Source organism: Methyloprofundus sedimenti (assembly GCF_002072955.1).
In the GTDB taxonomy this organism is placed as follows: Bacteria; Pseudomonadota; Gammaproteobacteria; order Methylococcales; family Methylomonadaceae; genus Methyloprofundus; species Methyloprofundus sedimenti.
Map to the genome: position 1 here is coordinate 2,249,109 of NZ_LPUF01000001.1, position 19,249 is coordinate 2,268,357.

Here is a 19,249-nt window from a genome sequence, read left to right on the forward strand (position 1 = left end):
ATTTAATGATCTTTTTGTTTCATTAGTAACTCCCCGGTAGTGGCATCCACTCTCAATTTCCAGATGATCCCCTGTCGATCAAGTAACTCGATTTGATAAATATATTGCTCATGCTCTGTTTCCAGTTCGACTTCTATTACCTGGCCGGGATATTGTTCTGAGTACTGTCTAAGAATAACCTCCAGAGGTTTTATTTTGTCAGAATCACGCAGTCGTTTTGCGATATCATGATCCGTTTGTCCCAGGCTTGCTGAACAAAAGACAAACACAAACAAAGTACTTGCAAGCATTTTGATAGCCACTTTTTTCATATTCAATAACAGATAAATGTAGTTTAAATAAGATTTATTATTGCTAAGCCTTAAAAAAAGTAACCCGACAAAGCAGGTTACTGATAAGTTATTCCAGGTTATCTGGTTTTTCCGCAGACTTTTTATATCCATTCCACATCGATTTAACTAGATTTTCTTTGTGTATATAGCTTTCAAAGCCCACACCAAGAATATGCACAAACACTAAAAATAGCGTGAAATTTGCAAAAAATTCATGCGATTCTTCCCAAAGTTCTTCATAGTCAGAGCCGACAATACCTGCCAAAGGTCCTGCCGCTTGATCAGCAGCATAAACCGCAAAACCGGTAACGCAAGTCACTAGTAAACTAACCAATAATAAAACAATCATTGCCGCACCTGCCGGATTATGACCTATGTAACGTTTGGCTTTTAAGGCGAAAGCATCCTTAATGTAGTTTACAGATTGAATGGGATTACATAAAAAATTACCAAAACGGGCATACTGATTGCCAGCGACTCCCCAAATAAGTCTGAATATCAATAGGCCTGTAATCAGATAGCCCGCCCAGACATGCACAGTTAATAAATCATCTTCGGTAAAATAAGCAACAAAAAAACCTGCGACCAACAGCCAGTGAAAAATTCTAAGCGGAAGATCCCATACTCTAACAATATTATTTGCATTCATTTTTAATACTCCTTTGTAAAATTAGTCTCTACTATATTCATGTAAGCTTAAATAAAGCTGAAAATTTATGGGTATAAAACAGCATTTGTATGCACTTATTGCAAAGTAAACGAGAATGGCTGGATTTAATTCCTTTTGCATCTGCGCTACGGTTTGGTTATTTGCCCTTTTTTAAATTATCTACCGAAATTTGTAGTATGCTTAATTTATAGATGATCACATTGATAGGGCCTTATACTCCCATAGTCCCTGGATTTCCATTTCTGCTCCGTTGACTCTAGTTTTTCCAATATAACTAGCACGAACATATAACTATTATGACAAAACCTCCGCAATCGACAAGCAAGTCAAAATCAGAAAATATCATTGCTGTGTTAAGCCTGCTGGGTATCAGCGTTTTCCTTTTGATACATTATGTTTTTGATAGTGGGCATGAAATATATACGCTATCCTTACATACTTCTTTAGCTTCTGCGCTTGCCAACGTCTACGAAGGTCAATTTATTTACCAGATTTCTTTGGGTGAGTTGCCCTTGATGAGCGTTTTGATATTAGGGGGAGTTCCTTTACTTTACCAGCTCAGCGTAAAACTATTTGAGGGTAATTTCGGTGCTGATCTGCTGGCAGGAATATCCATCGTTACCGCGGTATTACTGGACGAATATTTGGCAGGTAGTCTGGTCGTGTTAATGCTATCCGGTGGTGCGGTACTCGAATCCTACGCAGTAAAAAAAGCATCTTCTGTCCTTGAAGCCCTGGCTAATCGGATGCCTTCAATTGCGCATAGAAAATCGAATGATAAGCTTATTGATATAGGAACCGAGCAAGTTATTATTGGTGACACCCTATTGATTCTCCCGCATGAAATCTGTCCGGTTGACGGCACAGTTCTGGAGGGTTCCAGTGCCATGGATGAATCCTATTTAACGGGTGAACCGTACATGATGTCGAAAATATGCGGGTCGCAAGTACTGTCAGGGGCGATCAACGGGGATTCTGCACTGACCATTCGAGCAGATAAATTAGCTGTCGATTCGCGTTATGCCAAAATCATGGAAGTCATGCATTCGTCAGAACAACATAGACCTAAACTCAGACGCCTGGGTGATCAACTGGGCGCACTTTACACGCCGCTAGCCGTTGCCATTGCTGTACTGGCCTGGATGGCCAGCGGCGATGTCATACGTTTTCTGGCGGTACTGGTCATTGCTACTCCTTGCCCATTATTAATCGGTATACCGGTGACTATTATCAGTTCAATTTCACTGGCCGCGCGTCGTGAAATCATTATCAAGAACCCCGCTATTCTGGAAACCATCGGCACTTGCCGTACTGCTATTTTTGATAAAACAGGTACGCTGACTTATGGCCGTCCATCCCTGACTGCAATAAAAACCAGCGGTGCCTATACAGAACAGCAGGTACTGAGCTTAATCGCCAGTCTGGAGGTCTATTCCAAACATCCCTTATCCAGTGCGATTGTTAAAGCCGCAAAAAAATCGGCTTTAACATTATTAAGTGTCGTCAATATTAAAGAGTTACCAGGTGAAGGTCTTAAAGGCACTGTTGAGGGAAAATTAATCCAGATTACCAGCCGCAAAAACTTTCTGGCCAAACAGCCTGAAGCATTAGCAGCGTTACCTTCGCTCAGTGGCGGTCTTGAATGCATCGTTTTAATTAATGATACTTATGCGGCGACGCTGCAATTTCGAGATGAAGTACGCTCCGATAGCTCATCATTTATCAGTCACTTACAGCCTAATCATTTGTTTGAAAAAGTCATGCTGGTATCTGGTGATCGGGAATCAGAAGTTCATTTTCTGGCTGAACAAGTCGGCATTAAGCATGTTTACTTTAGCCAGGGTCCTGAACAAAAACTTGAATTGGTGCGTGCTGAAACCAAAAATGCAAAAACTGTATTTCTAGGTGATGGCATTAATGACGCGCCTGCATTAACTGCAGCTACCATCGGTATAGCCTTTGGTCAAAACAGTGATATCACCGGTGAATCCGCGGATGCGGTGATCATGAACAGTTCGCTACTAAAAGTCGATGAACTATTTCACATTGGCGCACGTATGCGCTCTATTGCCTTACAAAGCGCGGTAGGCGGTATGGCTTTGAGTGTTATCGGTATGGTCTTTGCCGGCCTTGGTTATCTGTCGCCAGTCGCTGGAGCTGTTACCCAGGAGGTTATTGATGTCTTTGCGGTTTTAAATGCATTGCGGGCGGCTATTCCTCCGAAATCACTTTCGGATTTTTAATACAGATGTAATCATACCTTTATTGCCCGTTACATGGCAGCATATGAGTTTTATTGAAAAATATGAACTTTATAATGGAGAAGAGCTTATCAAAAGTTTTATTGACTCTTCTGAACGCGATATTTTGTCTACAGGACACTAATACAAATGGATATAGAGATTTATGCATACAAGCCGTTCTTTTAGTTAATTAAACACTAATGGATTTGAGAAATTAAAATGCAACAAACTACAACTTTGATTCTTATGTTTATCGTAAGCGCATTCATGCTCTCAGGATGTTCGACACCGATTAACGTAAAGCATGTAAATATTCAGGATGCTTATCGTATTAACACGACTAACGCGCTGTCAACTAATACGCCGTCGGATGCCTCACGCATCGTGCTCAGACGGCAAGGATTGCTGGATAGATTCGAAACTGAGCCTACTGTGGTGCTGGCCGAACTGCATAATAGTCTTGAACCCGTGGGCGATGAGGATCGGTTATTTGCGCTGGCCGAACTTTCTATGCTGCATGCCAGGAATACCAAAGACCGCGCCTATTTTTTGGCATCAGCCGTGTATGCCTGGTCACTGCTGTTTCCAGGAAATGGATTGGAGATACAGATACTACCATCTGATCCAAGACTCCGACTTAGCTATGATATTTACAATCAAGCCGTTGCTCAAGGTTTGGCTGCAGACGATGATGCAGAAGAAAACGAAGTGCGTCTGCAAGCCGGGAATTACAAACTTCCATTCGGCACACTACAGCTAAGCCTGGATGAATCTGGGATGGTGTGGGGTGGATATCCCCTAGACCAATTTATTTCAACAAATGCTCTGGAAATTGATGGTCTCAGAAATCGTTACCTTAACTCTGGAATCGGTGTTCCATTAGCAGCAAGTCTTGCAAAAAAACAGGTGTCAGAAAACAAGGTTGCTGGTTCAGATCGCCTTGGACCCTTCATAAAAGTTCCCGTTACTGCATTGTTGCGTTTTGAAAACGCGCGCACCAATCTGCATAATGGCAATATTCAAGGGGAAATTGAGGTGTATGCAGCAGATCAAACCTCAACCGTAATGATTGATGGACAAAAGCAATTTCTCGAATCCGATTCAACAGCTGCACTTGCCTATCAACTTAATGATAGCCCGATCTATTCATTGGAGCTCACTGCATTTTTACGTGGAGGGATCTTTACTAGTGGTCTGATTCCAAAAAACCGGGTAAAGGATGGAATTTTTTTTATGCGACCTTATCGCCCCGGAAAAATTCCATTGGTATTAGTACATGGAACCGCATCAAGTCCCGCACGTTGGTCTGAACTCGCTAACGAACTTAATGGCGACCCAAAAATACGCGAGCATTTTCAAATATGGCTCTTTGTTTACGACAGCGGCAATTATATTGGCTATTCAGCAGGCAGATTACGCAAAGCACTGGAGAATACTGTGCATGAGCTTGACCCAGAAGGCAAAGACTCAGCATTGCAGCAGATGGTTGTCATAGGCCACAGTCAAGGAGGGCTATTGACTAAGCTCACTGCAATTGACAGCGGGACACGCTTTTGGGAGCAAATCAGTAGCAAGCCATTCGAGCAGATCAAGGTTGATGCTGAAACCCGCGAACTCCTACAGGAATCAATGTTCTTCACTCCTTTGCCTTTTGTCAAACGGGTGATATTTATTGCGACACCACACAACGGGGCCATGTTAGCAGGATATCAAGTGGTAACAGGACTTGCTTCCAGAGTTCTGAGCTTCCCTATGACCATACTTACTAAGGCTACTCAGCTTGCTACAGTGACTGGCGATGAAAAATTAACTGCATTTCTACGCCGACCGCCAACGTCGATTGATAATATGAATCCGCACAGCCCGGCTGTGCAAACTCTGGCATCTATACCTGTTTCATCAGGCATTCATGCACACTCGATTATCGCAGTCGACGGTTACGGACCAATAGAGGAAGGTGATGATGGCGTGGTTGCCTATAAAAGTGCTCATATTGATGAAGCCGTTTCGGAGTTGGTGGTTCATTGGGGGCACTCGTGTCAAGGTCAGCCGGAAGTTATTGAAGAAGTCAGACGCATTCTGTTTGAGCACTTAAAGACATCAGAACCAACACTACCCGTTTACCAAGAGACGGCAGACTTGCCAAACTCATTTCCAGGCGGAACGCGTGAGAATGAGAAATAAAGAAACAAGTGGTTTCAAGAAAAACAGGCAAATTTAGTTTTATATATTTTTACCTTAATATTGATGCAATTTTGTTGCTGAAAATAGGGTGGTTTTGCATATTTCCTGAATCCTGCAAGCCATATGGCAGGTTATTTTATGGATCTGAATTCAAGGATGTCTCTTATATTAAGCGTATGCTGTATTTCTCTTAAGGCCCAAAGCAGAAAATTTTCTCGATCGACGAAAAAACAAAACAGTTTTGCTGACAGTCATTTTAATCATTTAAAAATAATTTCTGTTCTGTTTAACTCTGTATTCGCCGGATTCAGGTATTAAACTTTCCATATCTTAGTAACATCAGTGGTAAGAGTAATAAGTTCAATAATGTCGATGAAGCTAATCCGCCAATAATAATTGCTGCCATAGGCCCCATAATTTCTAATCCCGGGTTATTACTGTTAAATGCAATAGGGGCCATAGCCAGCGCAGTCACTAATGCCGTCATTAATATAGAGGGTAAACGCTCTTGTGCGCCTTTTAACGCGGTTGTTAAATTCCACGGCAAACCATCCTGTTCAACCAGGTGCTGGTAATGCGATAGCAGCATAATGCTGTTGCGTACAGTAATACCAAATAAGGTAATAAAACCAATAATAGAGCCTATGGATAAAGTACTATCCATCAAAATAACAGCAATCATTCCGCCTATGAGCGAGAAGGGAATATTGAGCATGGTAATCCAGACATGACGCAGGTTCTGGATAGCAATATAAATAAAAATAAGCACACCTATACCTGCGAGCAGGGCATGTAATATCAGGTCTTTTTTGGCTTGCGCCTGTTCAACGGCTGCTCCGGTAAATTCTACATAGATATTATTTTCGAAGGCAATATTTTCGTTGACTCGGGTTCTGAGTTCTTGCATAAATGCGGCCATATCATGTCCAGTCACATTACAGGTAATGCTTTGTCGCCTTTGAGCATTTTGATGCAAAATATTGTAACGTCCTTCATTATGTTTAATATCGACTAATTGATTTAAATTTATCAGTTTTCCGGATAATGTTCTTATAGGCAGTTCGCCTATTAATTCAGGTTGATGGCGTAACTGCGGGTCTAAAGTGACGCTAATATTGTAACTGCGATTACCTTGCAGGTGTTTGCCAACCACATATCCAGCATAAGCGGCCTGGACTGTCTGCAACACTTGTGTTGTCTGTACACCCCAGAATTTGAGTTTTTCCTGATTTAACTGAATTTGTATAAACGGTGTGCCAGGAGGTGAGCGCAGTTGTATTTCAGTTGCTCCTGGGATTTCCTGCATCAGGCTTGCTATTTGCTGTGCTTTTATATCCAGCAGGTTTAAATCATTACCATAAATATTCACCACGACAGGTGATGTATAGCCAGAAATGGTTTCATCAACACGCTCGATTAAAAAAGTATTGGCCTCATATAACAGGCCAGGAAATTCAGCCAGAATATCACGTAGTTGTTGTAAAACTGCCTCTTGCTCAGCGCCGGAGAGTGGTTTAAGACGTACTTCATATTCGCTGTAATGGCTGCCGTAGGTATCAGCGCCTCGTTCTGCACGTCCTGCCCATTGTGAAACAGATTCAATCTGGGGGATTTTGTTGAATTGCCCGGTTATTTGTATGCCCTGACGTATTGATTCCTGTAGTGACGTTCCCGGTATACTGGTGGTATGAACTATGTAATGACCTTCGCGTAACTCAGGCAGGAATTTATGTCCTAGTGTCGTAAAGCGCATAACTGTTAATAATGAAATTATCAGACAGACAATGATAATCAGTTTGAAATGTGTAGATATTGTTTTTAACAAACGGCTATAAATCGGGTTTAGATAGGCAATCACAGGCGGAATGGCAGTGAGTCGAAGATCTTTGCTTAATAAAACATAACACAGCGCAGGCGTTAATGTTAAAGCAACCAGTAGTGACATTAAGATTGCCAGAATATAGGAGTATCCCAGAGGAGCAAATAATCGACCGGCAACACCGTCTAAAGTTAATAGCGGGACAAACACCAGAGCAACAATAAAACTGGCATAAACCACAGAACTGCGCACTTCCATCGATGCATCATAAACTATTTTATGGCTAGGCTTTGGGCTTGCTGATAAGCGATTTTCACGTAAACGGCGGAAAATATTTTCGGTATCAATAATCGCATCATCAACGACTTCTCCTAGCGCAATCGCCAGGCCGCCAAGGACCATAATATTTAGATTTATTTCCAGTTCGAGCAAGACTAGTACCGCACTGATTAACGACAAAGGAATGGCAATAGCGGAAATAAAGGCGGTGCGTAAATTATATAAAAACAGATATAAAATGATGACTACAAACAACCCCCCTAAAAGTAAATGGCTGGCCAGGTTGCTGACCGAGGTTTTAATATAATCAGCGGGTTTGAATAAGTGTGCGTTGAAATCTATTTGCTGTTCTGCAAACAGGGGATCAAATTCTTTTAAAGCCTGCTCTACTGCATTGGATACCGTCAGCGTATTGGCATCAAATTGCCCAATCACCATCATCACAATACCGCGCTTTCCCATAACCTGAGCTGCACCAATGGATGGCTCTGCCGCGTATTGAATACTGGCTATCTCACCTAATAGTAGTGTGCTTTTGTTATCGTATTTTATAATGCTCTGGCGCAGTTGCTCAGGCGTTGTCCCCAATCCAGCGACTTGCAGAGTAAAGCGCTGGTTGTTGCTTTCTATAAAGCCGCTGCCTTGTATTTTTCCGTTTTGTGCAGCAGCTGTAATGACTTCTGTCAATGAAATATTATGGCGCTGTAGCTTAAGCGGATCGAGCTGGATTTGTATTTGTCTGATATCGCCGCCAAAAATATTAACATCGGCTACACCATGCACTGATAATAAACGCGGTACCAGTATCGTATCGACTAAATCACGTAATTGCATCAGGTCTTTGTGCACAGAACTGAGTCCAATCGTTAACACTGTCGCTGATGATGAGGTTAATGGCACAGGAATCGGAGCATGCACACCCTCCGGTAGCTGCGTAGTTACAGTAGAGAGACGTTCAGTAACTAATTGACGATTTCGATAAATATCACTATCTTCAGCAAATATTGCTGTGATTATGGATAGACCTTGAATAGATTCGGAGCGTGTCGATTGTAAACCCATTAAACCGCTAAGGGATAATTCAATAGGTTGAGTCACTAATACTTCAACTTGCTCGGCAGAAAAGCCAGGCGACTCTGTTTGAATAATGATTTGTTTCGGTGAAAATTCGGGGAATACATCTAGCCCGGCATTGATAAAGCGATAGCTACCGTAGATTAATATTAATAAAGCTATGGCGATAACAACGCCATAGAAACGTATGGAAAATCTGACTAAATGTGCAAGCATAGTAAAATCAGGAAATTAGCAATGATGTAGGATACGCACTGTGTACCTTACTTTGTAAGGGCAAGATATTAATCGTCATCATCTTCTGCAGGAATCTGGTTGCGGAATTCTTCTGATAAAAGCATTTGTGCTCCTATGCTTACGAGCTTGTCACCATGCTGTAATTCATTTTGGATAAAATAGGCATCACTGTGGACAAGTTTTTTCTGGGTGATTTTAACGCGTTTAAACTGTTCATCATCAACTTGCAGATAAACAAAAGCCTGGCCTAAATGCCATACTAATGCCGATGCAGGAATGATTATCCCGGTTAATTTTTCTTCATTTATGGGTAACCAGGCAGTAACACGCTGATGATAGTGCTGTACAACCTGGTCACTCAAGTAGAAAAATGGCGTGCCGGCCTGTTGCTGCTGCTGAGTGTTTTCAAAAATGGGTGCATCAGCTATGAAACTGGCTGATTGCGCTTTTTCGCGCAACCCAAAGGGCTGTATAAAAATTGTTTTGCCGGGCACCGATATCTGGGGGGGTAGATAAATTAGATACAGCGATCTTTTCAGAGTGCTTAACATATTGTCTGACGGGGGGGCATCATTTAAAAACCAGCTACTTAGAATTTCCCCCCATTTTGCTTGTGCAAATAACTGGATAGTATTTGCTTGTTGTTCAGCCGTATTAAACAGTGCCTGATCAATTTTTAGCTGAACTTGTTGGTCACGTAATTTAAGTGTGGAAACTGCCTGATCACGTTGCAAACTTTGTAAACGCTGGACGTTTCTCTGGCTTTGTTGCATTTTTATATATGCTGTTTCTTGTTGCACTTTAGCGAGTAAATAGTCTTTACGAACATTGATTAAAGGGCTTAGGTCTACATGAATAGCAAACGTTTCAATTTCTGGGCTAAATTGACTGTTGCGTAACTCCAGGGTTTTTATACCAGTTGCCTGTTGCGTTGTCTGATCGATAAAGACGCTAAAATCAGCAGGATTAATGGCGTGATTATTATCGACTTCTGCGTAACTTTTTGGCCCAGCCAGAGCAAGTAGCAGGAAAAAAATGCTAATTATCGGCAATGATTTAAACATGATGGTATGACAATATTAAGCTTATTACGATAAATGTAATTTATTATAAGGTATTCGGTTGAATAGTAGCGGTTAATAAGATAATTTAGGATAAAATATGCATATCCATAATAATTAAAAATAACACAGGTGATACCGGAATGAGCCAAAATCTTGAAGAGTTAAAGTATGCAGTTACGCATGAGTGGGCCAAGTTAGAAGACGATAATATTATTAAAGTTGGCATTACTGATTTCGCGCAGGAACAATTAGGCGATCTAGTCTATATAGAGTTACCCGAAGTAGGTCGTCAATTGGCTGCTGATGAACAATGTGCCGTAGTGGAGTCGGTTAAAACAGCATCAGACTTGTTTTGTCCTGTCGCTGGTGAAGTTATTGCTATTAATGAAAGTTTAACTGATGCTCCAGAACAGGTGAATGAGGATGCATTTAATACCTGGTTATTTAGTTTACGCATAAAAAGTATTGATGATCTGGATAGATTATTAGATGCAGAGGGTTATGAACAAGTAATTTCCTAAGCCTTGGTATTTATCTGCATAAATATCAGCAGTTTAAAGACTGTAGAAACTATCCACAAAATCTGTGCATAACTCTGTGGATAGTTTGCAACAAACGATGTTAAAGGACTGTAATAATTACAGTTTTGTTAAATTGACTAATTAATATACATTCATATAAATCAATAACCTATGGCGATCAGGTCTTTGTGTTAGCAGAAAATATTACTATAATTTTACTTGACAGGAGTTTGTGGAAAATGGCTGGACAAAATGCAAAAGGTTTAAAACGTATTGTGAATGCGTTCTTTTTTTCAATCGCTGGATTTAAAGCGACCTGGAAACATGAAGAAGCCTTTAGGCAAGAAGTGCTATTACTAATGGTAGCAGCCCCTCTGGCGCTTTGGATTACAGAAAATAATATAGAACAGGTTTTACTTATTGGTAGTGTCGTCGGTGTGCTATTAGTTGAACTATTAAATTCTGCTGTAGAAGCTGCGATTGATAGGATAGGCTTCGAGCATCATGAACTTTCAGGTAGAGCAAAAGATATCGGTTCAGCAGCGGTTATGTTATCGTTAACGTTGGCCGCTTTGACATGGGCGCTAATTTTAATTTAATCGGAAATAATATATGAGTGCATTGGTTTGCGGGTCTATGGCCTACGATACAATTATGGTTTTTCATGATAAGTTTAAAAACCATATTCTTCCAGAAAAAGTACATATGTTGAATGTATCTTTTTTAGTGCCGGCGATTCGCAGAGAGTTTGGTGGTTGCGCTGGTAATATTGCGTATAACTTAAAATTATTGGGCGAGAAACCCAAGATCATGGCGACGGTAGGTCATGATTTTGAACCCTATGCGCAGTGGTTGAGTCAATGCAAAATAACGCGTGAGTATATTACAAAGCTAGACGACCATTATACAGGGCAGGCTTATATCACCACTGATGAAGATGATAATCAGATTACTGCATTCCATCCAGGTGCGATGAATGATTCTCACCTTAACTCGGTACCTCAGGATGCAGGTATAGAAATCGGCATTGTTTCTCCTGATGGAAAGTTAGGTATGCAACAGCACGCACAAGAATTTGTTGATGCTGGAATACCCTTTATTTTTGACCCTGGCCAGGGTATGCCTATGTTCAGTGGCGAGGAGTTACTAGATTTGCTAGGTTTGGCAACCTGGGCAACATTCAATGACTATGAGTCTGAATTAATGCAGGATCGTACCGGCTTAACATTAGAGCAAATTGCCGAGCAAGTTGACGCTCTCGTTATTACTTTAGGTGGTAAAGGCTCTAAAATTTACACTCAGGGAGAATGTATAAACATACCTTCAGCAAAGGCTAAACAGTTAAGTGATCCTACAGGGTGCGGTGATGCTTATCGTGCCGGTCTGTTATTTGGTCTCATGAATGAATATGACTGGCCAACAACTGGGCGTATTGCCTCTTTAATGGGCTCAATTAAAATTGAGCATCATGGTACGCAGAACCATCATTTTACGATGGAGCAATTTAAAGCACGCTATCAACATAGTTTTGGTGAATCATTCTAGATTGTTTTTTTTATGCTGCAGAGGAAATACAATCTGTGATGATTAGGGTCACGGATTGCTGGTTGTATAAATTCCTGCGGAAGTCATACAACCAGCAAACCAAAATAAATAGTCATGTTGAATAACTGTACAACAAAATACCTTATTTCCTTAAAATTTTCTACTTCGCTCTCAGTCGCCGCGTTAACTCTTTTGTGTATTTCCGCAGCCGTAGCTCATGGTGTCGATGCTAATACTCAGCAATTTCTACAGGCCAATCATGGTACTGCTATTGGACCATTTCTATATATTGGTGCCAAGCATATGCTCACCGGCTATGACCATTTATTATTTCTCCTCGGGGTTATTTTCTTTTTATTTCGTACCCGGGATATATTAATTTATGTCAGCCTGTTTACCTTAGGCCATAGTTTGACACTGTTTTTTGGTGTGCTGGAAAATATTTCCGTTAATGCTTATTTAGTTGACGCTATTATTGGATTGTCAGTGGTTTATAAGGGCTTTGATAATCTGGGTGGTTTTCAGCGATTATTTGCTCGCCAACCAAATACTAAAGTAGCTGTGCTGATTTTTGGTTTATTTCATGGCATGGGTTTAGCCACAAAGTTACAGGATTTTGATTTGCCAGAACATGATCTGTGGAAGAATTTACTGGCATTTAATCTGGGTGTTGAGATCGGTCAGTTTGTAGCTTTATTATTTATGTTAATACTGTTAAATCTCTGGCGGCGTTTTGATAGTTATTTTAGTTTTGCTGTGGTCACTAATACTTTGTTAATGGCTGCGGGTCTGGTTTTATTCGGCTATCAAATGACTGGCTATGTACTTAACGTGTAATACTTATGAATGAAGTAAATATCCCTGTACAATCCTTGAAAACCTTAATCATTAGTATGATTAGTGCGGTTATTCTGGCATTTTGTATTTTAATAGTTTTTATTGGTCCGGCTGAATATGGCATTGATCCAACTGGCTTAGGAAAGAAACTGGGGTTAACTGTATTAGCAAAACCATTTTCAGAAAGTGTGAAAAAAGTAATGTCCTGCCCCTCAGGGGAGCAAGCAGCTGACTGGCAAGACATTGTGCAAATTACCATACCTGCAAAATCAGACCTGGAATATAAATTTTATTTGCAAAAGGATGCTTATATAAGGTACGCATGGAACAGTGATGGCGATGCAGTGTATTTTGATTTTCATGGAGAGCCAGCGGGGGATAAAACGGGATATTTTAAAAGTTATCGTGAAACGACTGCGAACGCATCCGAGGGAGATTTAATGGCACCCTTTACCGGAACGCATGGATGGTACTGGAAAAATGATACCAACAAAGCTATTCATGTCATTTTAAAAACTAAAGGCCAGTATAAAATTAAGGGTTTGATTTAGTTATACTTCACGCGGCCACATATGCGGCTTTCTAGCGGCCGATTTTAGCCGATAGCCGCGTTTCTGAAATAGTTGCGGAGCTTGCTATGCGCCTGTTTCAGAGCCTTGCTCTCGACTAAATTCGACTCGATATAAAATCCGCATCCGTGACCGCGCGAAGCATAATGCGGAGCAGACTTTAGCAGTTTTCCCGTTATTAATAGATAGGTGGGCTAAAGCCTACGCCCCGTTTTTATGTTAAAATCGGTTTTTTTCACATAATTCATATTGTGAATTGACCAAATACAGTTATAGAGAGGAGCAATGGCAGGACATAGTAAGTGGGCCAATATTAAACACCGTAAAGCAGGTCAGGATGCAAAGCGGGGGAAATTATTTACAAAAGTTATTCGTGAAATTTCTGTCGCAGCAAAAACTGGTGGTGCTGATCCGGCTAGTAATCCTAGCTTACGGACTGCGATTGATAAGGCTCTGGGCGCTAATATGAAGCGTGATACCATTGATAATACCATTAAAAAAGCAACGGGTGCTATGGATGGTGTTAATTATGAAGAAGTGCGTTATGAAGGCTATGGGCCCGGTGGGATTGCAGTAATTGTCGATTGTTTAACTGATAACCGTAACCGTACCGTTGGTGAAGTACGGCATGCTTTTTCTAAAGCGGGGGGGAATCTCGGTACGGATGGTTCCGTTGCCTATATGTTTAATAAAGTTGGCATTTTAAGCTATACGAGTGATGTTGATGAAGATGTACTGATGGAAGCCGCTTTAGAGGCCGGTGCTGAAGATGTAATCAGTAACGATGACGGCTCAGTTGATGTCATGACGGCATGGGAAGAGTTTTTAAATGTTAAGGAAGAGATGATTCCATTAGATTTCGAACCAGCGGGTGGAGAAGTCACCATGCAAGCAGATATTTTGAACGAACTCGATGTCAATGATGCAGAAAAAATATTGCGACTAGTAGATGCCCTGGAAGATCTGGATGATGTACAAAACGTCTATACTAATGCAGATATCAGTGATGAAGTGATGGCTCAACTGGAAGATGAATAGAAAGTGGCCAGAATTTTAGGGATAGACCCGGGTTCACGCCTGACTGGATTTGGTATTATTGACGAAACAGCCACTGGCTATAAGTATGTAGCCAGTGGCTGTTTGCGTATTAAAGGTGATAAATTCCCGGTGCGCTTAAAGCAGATTTTTGCAGGTATCAGCGATATTGTTGAAGAATATCAACCCACTGAAATGGCTATAGAACAAGTATTTATGCATAAAAATGCAGATTCTGCATTGAAATTAGGTCAGGCGCGAGGAGCTGCAATTTGTGCAGTACAATTATTTGATATCCCCGTGTTTGAATATGCTGCCCGTCAGGTGAAACAGGCGGTGGTTGGTAATGGTTCAGCTGACAAATTACAGGTACAACAAATGGTGAGAATTTTGCTTGGCTTAAGCGGTGAGTTACAGATAGATGCCAGTGATGCTCTGGGAATCAGTTTATGTCATTCTAATTTTCAGCAAACGCAAAGACGTTTATCACGAGTTGTGATTTCATGATTGGCTTTATACGCGGGAAATTAGTGCTGAAAAGGCCGCCTATGCTAGTGCTGGATGTGCAGGGTGTCGGTTATGAAATAGAAGCACCGATGAGCACTTTTTATAATCTTCCGGCGATGGGTGAAACGGTACATTTGCATACGCATTTAGTAGTACGCGAGGATGCGCATATTCTGTTTGGTTTTTCCACGGAATCAGATAGAGTGATGTTTCGTACTTTAATCAAAGTGAATGGTGTCGGGCCAAAGTTGGCATTGACCATTTTATCTGGACAAAGTGCGGATGAATTTCATCGCTGCATTCATGATAATGATGCCGCAGCCTTGGTCCGCTTGCCCGGGGTGGGTAAAAAAACAGCTGAGCGCTTGATTATAGAAATGCGCGATAAATTACCGACGCTGGATGAGGTCAATGCCGACAACAGTAACGCAGCACAGGCTAGCACAGGCTTGTCAAGAAACAGTGCCAAACAAGAAGCTATCAGTGCTTTATGCTCTCTGGGATATAAAGCACAAGATGCCAGTAAAATGGTGCAAGGTATCGCGCAAGAGGATAAAAGCTGTGAAGATATTATCCGTTTGGCTTTACAGGGAAAAACACAGTAATTGCATACATTTATACTCCTTGACCAATGTCATCAAATTAAGATACTGGTAATTATAATGAATAAGAAACAATTGTAGTTTGGGTTATATTTTTATTGAAATATAACCCAATAAAGCTGTTATCACTTAAGACGAGATATACCAAAGGAGTGACGCGCTTTAGCTATTACTGAAACAGCAATAGCTAAAGCTAAAGCTATTTGCATTCTTTCATAGTCTTTTCCCCCGTCTTATGTTTGTAACTCTACAATATTCACTTTTTTTATTATATTTTTTATTTCTTAATTTAATGGCATTGGCCCCTTTAAAACTTTAAAAGACCAGGATAAAACACGTACAGCATTCTTCCAGAATAGTTGCTGTACGAGATAACATAATATGGCACGTAGACGATTTCACAAGAAAAGAAAATTACCCGAAGATCCCATAAAAGTTACGATTGAGTCTCTGGCTCATGATGGACGAGGAGTCGCACATGTTGATGGCAAAGTTATATTTATTGACGAAGCTTTGCCGGGTGAAGAGCTAGAATTTATTTATACTGATAGTCGTAAAGACTATGCGGAAGGTAAAGTACAAACTTTATTCACACGAGCTTCTGAGCGTGTTGATGCTGAATGTCCGCATTTTGGTAATTGTGGTGGCTGCAGTTTTCAGCATGTCAGTGATACCGCACAGATCAGTTTTAAACAAGACTTATTGGTAGACCAGTTTCAACGTATCGGGAAAGTCGAAATCCAGGAAATTTGGCAACCATTAACTGGACCGCATTGGGGTTACCGGCGCAAAGCACGAATGGGTGTTAAATATGTAGAGAAAAAAGGCCGTGTACTGGTTGGATTCCGCGAACGCCGTAATCAATTTTTAGCCGAGATCGAAAGTTGTAAAGTAATGCACCCCATAGTGGGTGAAAAATTGATGGATTTATCCGCGATGATTGGTCAATTAAGCATTAAAGATAAAATTCCGCAAATCGAAGTTGCTATTGGTGATGAGGATTGTGTACTTTCATTTCGAGTGCTGGAACCAGCAACAGATGAAGATAAAGAAATTATGCGTGCCTTTGGGCATCAGCATAACATTTCCATGTGCTTGCAATCAAAAGGCCCGGATACTATTACCCCAATTGACGGCGAGCCGGAAGTTATACCGACCTATAGTTTGCCGGATCAAGGCATCACATTTCGTTTTAAACCTGCCATGTTTACTCAGGTAAATTATGAAATTAACCGGCAAATGATTAACCGGGTTATGCAAGAAATGGATTTTAATGCACAGGACCGGGTATTAGATTTATTTTGTGGATTGGGTAATTTTACGTTACCTATCGCAACCAAAGCGGGGCATGTCGTAGGGATTGAAGGTGACCAGCCTTTAGTCAATCATGCCAAAGAAAATGCTTTATTAAATAAGCTAGGCAATGTTGAATTTTTTGCGGCTGATTTAAGCAAAGATGTTAGCGATCAAGCCTGGGCAAGGCAAAAGTATAATAAAGTAATGTTAGATCCATCGCGTGCTGGCGCATCAGAGATTCTACATAATCTTAAAAAGTGGGAACCGGAATTAATCATGTATGTCTCTTGTAATCCCTCTACCTTAGCCAGAGATGCAGGAATTCTGGTTAATGAATTAGGCTACACTTTAGTTAAAGCGGGTGTTATGGATATGTTTCCCCAAACGGGACATGTAGAATCGATCGCCTTATTTAAAAAATAACAATGTTCAATGGTACTTTACCCAATCGATATATCGACGTCTGTATCGCGACGCAAACGTTGAATCTTATCGAAAATGGCACTGTGATCCATAGTTATCCCGTTTCGACTGCAAAAAATGGTGCGGGTGAGCGCATGGGCTCGGAGTGCACACCGAGAGGCTGGCATAAAGTCAGAGCTAAAATCGGTGATAAACAGCCTTTAAACAGTGTCTTTGTCGGGCGCCGCTCCACAGGCGAAATATACACTCCCGAACTGGATCAGCAATACCCGGAACGAGACTGGATTTTAACGCGTATTCTTTGGTTAGGTGGCCTGCAGTCGGGCTTTAATCGCTATGGAGCATTAGATAGCAGCTGGCGGTATATCTATATTCATGGTTGTCCAGACCATTTGCTGCAAGGGAAACCTGAGTCTCATGGCTGTATTAGAATGCATAATACGGATGTGCTGAGTTTATTTAATCAGATAAACGCCGGTGAACTGGTTTTTATTCATACATAGCGTGGCGGATTTCAAAGCGTTAATGTTGACAAGGATGGACTTTTGCTTTTTATGGTAAAAAACTAAAATAGCTGAGCTATTATCATATGTGACACAAGTTGCCCACCCATTTAACTGTTAGCGGACTAAGGTCCACACTATTTTAAATAACGGTTGATCGCTTCAAGATCAGCAACAGTTAACGTACTCGCAGCAAACTTTAAGCGTACGCCATTTATTAAAAAAGCATAACGGGATTTTGAATACTTACTTTGCGCACTAGTATAATTTCTTGTTGTAGAAAGCACATCAACCATGGTTCTTGTGCCTACTTCAAAACCCGCTTCAGTTGCTTCCAGTGAACTTTTTCCTGATTTAACAGCTGATTTTAATGCGCCTACTTGACTAATAGCAGTGATAACTCCCCGGTAAGAATCTTTTACTTCTTTAGTTACAGCTCTTTGTGTGGCAACTAAATTCTCTTTTGCCTCGCTAAATTGGTATTCGGCTTGGCGTGTTCTAGAATTGACTGCACCGCCTGAAAAAAGTGGAATATTTAATTGTAAACCGATATTTTCAGTATTACCTTGCGCAGCAAGATTTCCGGTCGTATCGTTAAGACCAAATGCACCGACTAAATCCAAAGTAGGGTAATGACCACTACGTTGTAAGTCAATATTTTCCTGGGCAATCTCAGAGCCACTTTGAGCTACCAAAATAAGTAAATTTTGATTCAGCGCCTGGTTATTCCATTCATCTATATTATTCGGGACTGGCTCTGGTAGCGGTAAAGTCTCGCCTAATATACTCAGTTCATCTGAAAAGGGCCCAATAATTTCTTTTAAAGCTTCTTTAGCACTTTGCACAGCATTCTGTGCAGCAATAACATCGGATCTACTTTGATCATAACCTGCTTGTGCCTCATAAACATCGGTAATGGCAATAAGTCCTACATCAAATCGTTGTTGTGCCTGCTCTAACTGTCTGGCTATGGTTTTCTTTTCAGCAATAGCAAATGTGAGATCATCCTGAGCAGCCAGTACGTTGAAATAAGCAATGGTTGTTTTACGCATTAAATTTTGTTGTTCAGCCAGAAACCGGGCGTCAGCTTGAGCAATTTGTAATTCTGATTGAGATAGTTGCACCCACATATCATAATGAAAAATGGGTTGCGTTAAATTAATGGCAAATTGACTATTCCAATAATTGTTCTGACGAGTTTGTCCGGGGAAGTTATTATTAAAAAAGAATTCTGATATGACCAGTTATAACCGCTGGAAGCGCCTGCATTTACTGAAGGTAAAAGTTGAGCTATGCTTTGATCCTTGCTTTCAGCTACCGCCATTTTATTGGCTAGTGAGCGGCGCAATATAGGATCATTTTGTAGCGCGAGATCATAGGTTTCCAATAAGTTCTGTGCTGGCAATGCACTAGAAAATAAGAGTAAAAAAGAAATGCTCGTTTTTTTCATAAACGCTTTCCAAAGCTAATAACAATAATGCCAATTATTATATAAGTTATGATAGATAA

At 40.9% G+C, this 19,249-nt stretch carries 18 protein-coding genes; 12 read left to right on the forward strand and 6 right to left on the reverse strand.

Annotation, left to right across the window (positions count from 1 at the left end):
* Positions 1-2: 2 nt before the first annotated feature.
* Entirely contained in the window at positions 3-311 is a 309-nt protein-coding gene (locus tag AU255_RS10015; RefSeq protein WP_158083098.1) for a PepSY domain-containing protein, read from the reverse strand.
* Positions 312-399: 88 nt separating this feature from the next.
* A complete protein-coding gene (locus AU255_RS10020) occupies positions 400-981 on the reverse strand; it encodes a cytochrome b/b6 domain-containing protein (protein ID WP_080522735.1) in 582 nt (193 codons plus the stop codon).
* Positions 982-1,298: 317 nt separating this feature from the next.
* Here AU255_RS10020 and AU255_RS10025 point away from each other — a divergent pair, with 317 nt between their 5' ends.
* Together AU255_RS10025 and AU255_RS10030 are read left to right on the forward strand one after the other, a co-directional pair.
* A complete protein-coding gene (locus tag AU255_RS10025) occupies positions 1,299-3,245 on the forward strand; it encodes a heavy metal translocating P-type ATPase (protein ID WP_080522736.1) in 1,947 nt (648 codons plus the stop codon).
* A 219-nt stretch (positions 3,246-3,464) separates the two neighbouring features.
* Positions 3,465-5,429 (forward strand): esterase/lipase family protein, encoded by a 1,965-nt coding sequence (locus AU255_RS10030; RefSeq protein WP_080522737.1) that lies wholly within the window; start codon positions 3,465-3,467, stop codon positions 5,427-5,429.
* 307 nt (positions 5,430-5,736) lie between these two features.
* Here the strand turns inward: AU255_RS10030 and AU255_RS10035 are convergent, their stop codons facing one another.
* Both AU255_RS10035 and AU255_RS10040 read right to left on the reverse strand, forming a co-directional pair.
* Complete coding sequence (locus AU255_RS10035) at positions 5,737-8,817, reverse strand: efflux RND transporter permease subunit (RefSeq protein WP_080522738.1); 3,081 nt, start codon at positions 8,815-8,817, stop codon at positions 5,737-5,739.
* Between the two features lie 68 nt (positions 8,818-8,885).
* Positions 8,886-9,902, reverse strand: a complete 1,017-nt coding sequence (locus tag AU255_RS10040) for an efflux RND transporter periplasmic adaptor subunit (protein ID WP_080522739.1) — start codon at positions 9,900-9,902, stop codon at positions 8,886-8,888.
* A 140-nt stretch (positions 9,903-10,042) separates the two neighbouring features.
* Between AU255_RS10040 and gcvH the strand changes: the two genes are divergently transcribed.
* The 10 genes from gcvH (at position 10,043) to AU255_RS10090 (ending at position 17,740) form a co-directional block, all read left to right on the forward strand.
* Complete coding sequence (gene gcvH / locus AU255_RS10045; RefSeq protein WP_080522740.1) at positions 10,043-10,423, forward strand: glycine cleavage system protein GcvH; 381 nt, start codon at positions 10,043-10,045, stop codon at positions 10,421-10,423.
* Positions 10,424-10,662: 239 nt separating this feature from the next.
* The gene (locus AU255_RS10050; protein ID WP_080522741.1) at positions 10,663-11,022 is read left to right on the forward strand and encodes a diacylglycerol kinase; all 360 of its coding nucleotides are present in this window, start codon (positions 10,663-10,665) and stop codon (positions 11,020-11,022) included.
* 13 nt (positions 11,023-11,035) lie between these two features.
* Complete coding sequence (locus AU255_RS10055) at positions 11,036-11,968, forward strand: carbohydrate kinase family protein (RefSeq protein WP_080522742.1); 933 nt, start codon at positions 11,036-11,038, stop codon at positions 11,966-11,968.
* 114 nt (positions 11,969-12,082) lie between these two features.
* Positions 12,083-12,805, forward strand: coding sequence for a HupE/UreJ family protein (locus AU255_RS10060; protein ID WP_080522743.1), 723 nt, complete (start codon positions 12,083-12,085; stop codon positions 12,803-12,805).
* 5 nt (positions 12,806-12,810) lie between these two features.
* Positions 12,811-13,356: a hypothetical protein gene (locus AU255_RS10065; RefSeq protein WP_080522744.1), complete on the forward strand. Its 546-nt coding sequence runs from the start codon at positions 12,811-12,813 to the stop codon at positions 13,354-13,356.
* 303 nt (positions 13,357-13,659) lie between these two features.
* Entirely contained in the window at positions 13,660-14,412 is a 753-nt protein-coding gene (locus AU255_RS10070) for a YebC/PmpR family DNA-binding transcriptional regulator (protein ID WP_080522745.1), read from the forward strand.
* Between the two features lie 3 nt (positions 14,413-14,415).
* Complete coding sequence (ruvC, locus tag AU255_RS10075; protein WP_080522746.1) at positions 14,416-14,916, forward strand: crossover junction endodeoxyribonuclease RuvC; 501 nt, start codon at positions 14,416-14,418, stop codon at positions 14,914-14,916.
* Positions 14,913-15,521, forward strand: a complete 609-nt coding sequence (ruvA, locus tag AU255_RS10080; protein WP_080522747.1) for a Holliday junction branch migration protein RuvA — start codon at positions 14,913-14,915, stop codon at positions 15,519-15,521. The genes ruvC and ruvA overlap by 4 nt, the downstream gene beginning before the upstream one ends.
* A 378-nt stretch (positions 15,522-15,899) precedes the next feature.
* Positions 15,900-17,237, forward strand: coding sequence for a 23S rRNA (uracil(1939)-C(5))-methyltransferase RlmD (rlmD, locus tag AU255_RS10085; protein WP_080522748.1), 1,338 nt, complete (start codon positions 15,900-15,902; stop codon positions 17,235-17,237).
* A 2-nt stretch (positions 17,238-17,239) separates the two neighbouring features.
* On the forward strand, positions 17,240-17,740 hold the full coding sequence (locus AU255_RS10090) for a L,D-transpeptidase (protein WP_080522749.1): 501 nt from the start codon (positions 17,240-17,242) through the stop codon (positions 17,738-17,740).
* Between the two features lie 137 nt (positions 17,741-17,877).
* Here the strand turns inward: AU255_RS10090 and AU255_RS10095 are convergent, their stop codons facing one another.
* Both AU255_RS10095 and AU255_RS20785 read right to left on the reverse strand, forming a co-directional pair.
* A complete protein-coding gene (locus tag AU255_RS10095) occupies positions 17,878-18,984 on the reverse strand; it encodes a TolC family outer membrane protein (RefSeq protein WP_332889051.1) in 1,107 nt (368 codons plus the stop codon).
* Positions 18,894-19,190: a TolC family protein gene (locus AU255_RS20785; protein ID WP_233144608.1), complete on the reverse strand. Its 297-nt coding sequence runs from the start codon at positions 19,188-19,190 to the stop codon at positions 18,894-18,896. Before AU255_RS20785 ends, AU255_RS10095 begins: the two co-directional genes overlap by 91 nt.
* Positions 19,191-19,249 lie beyond the last annotated feature (59 nt).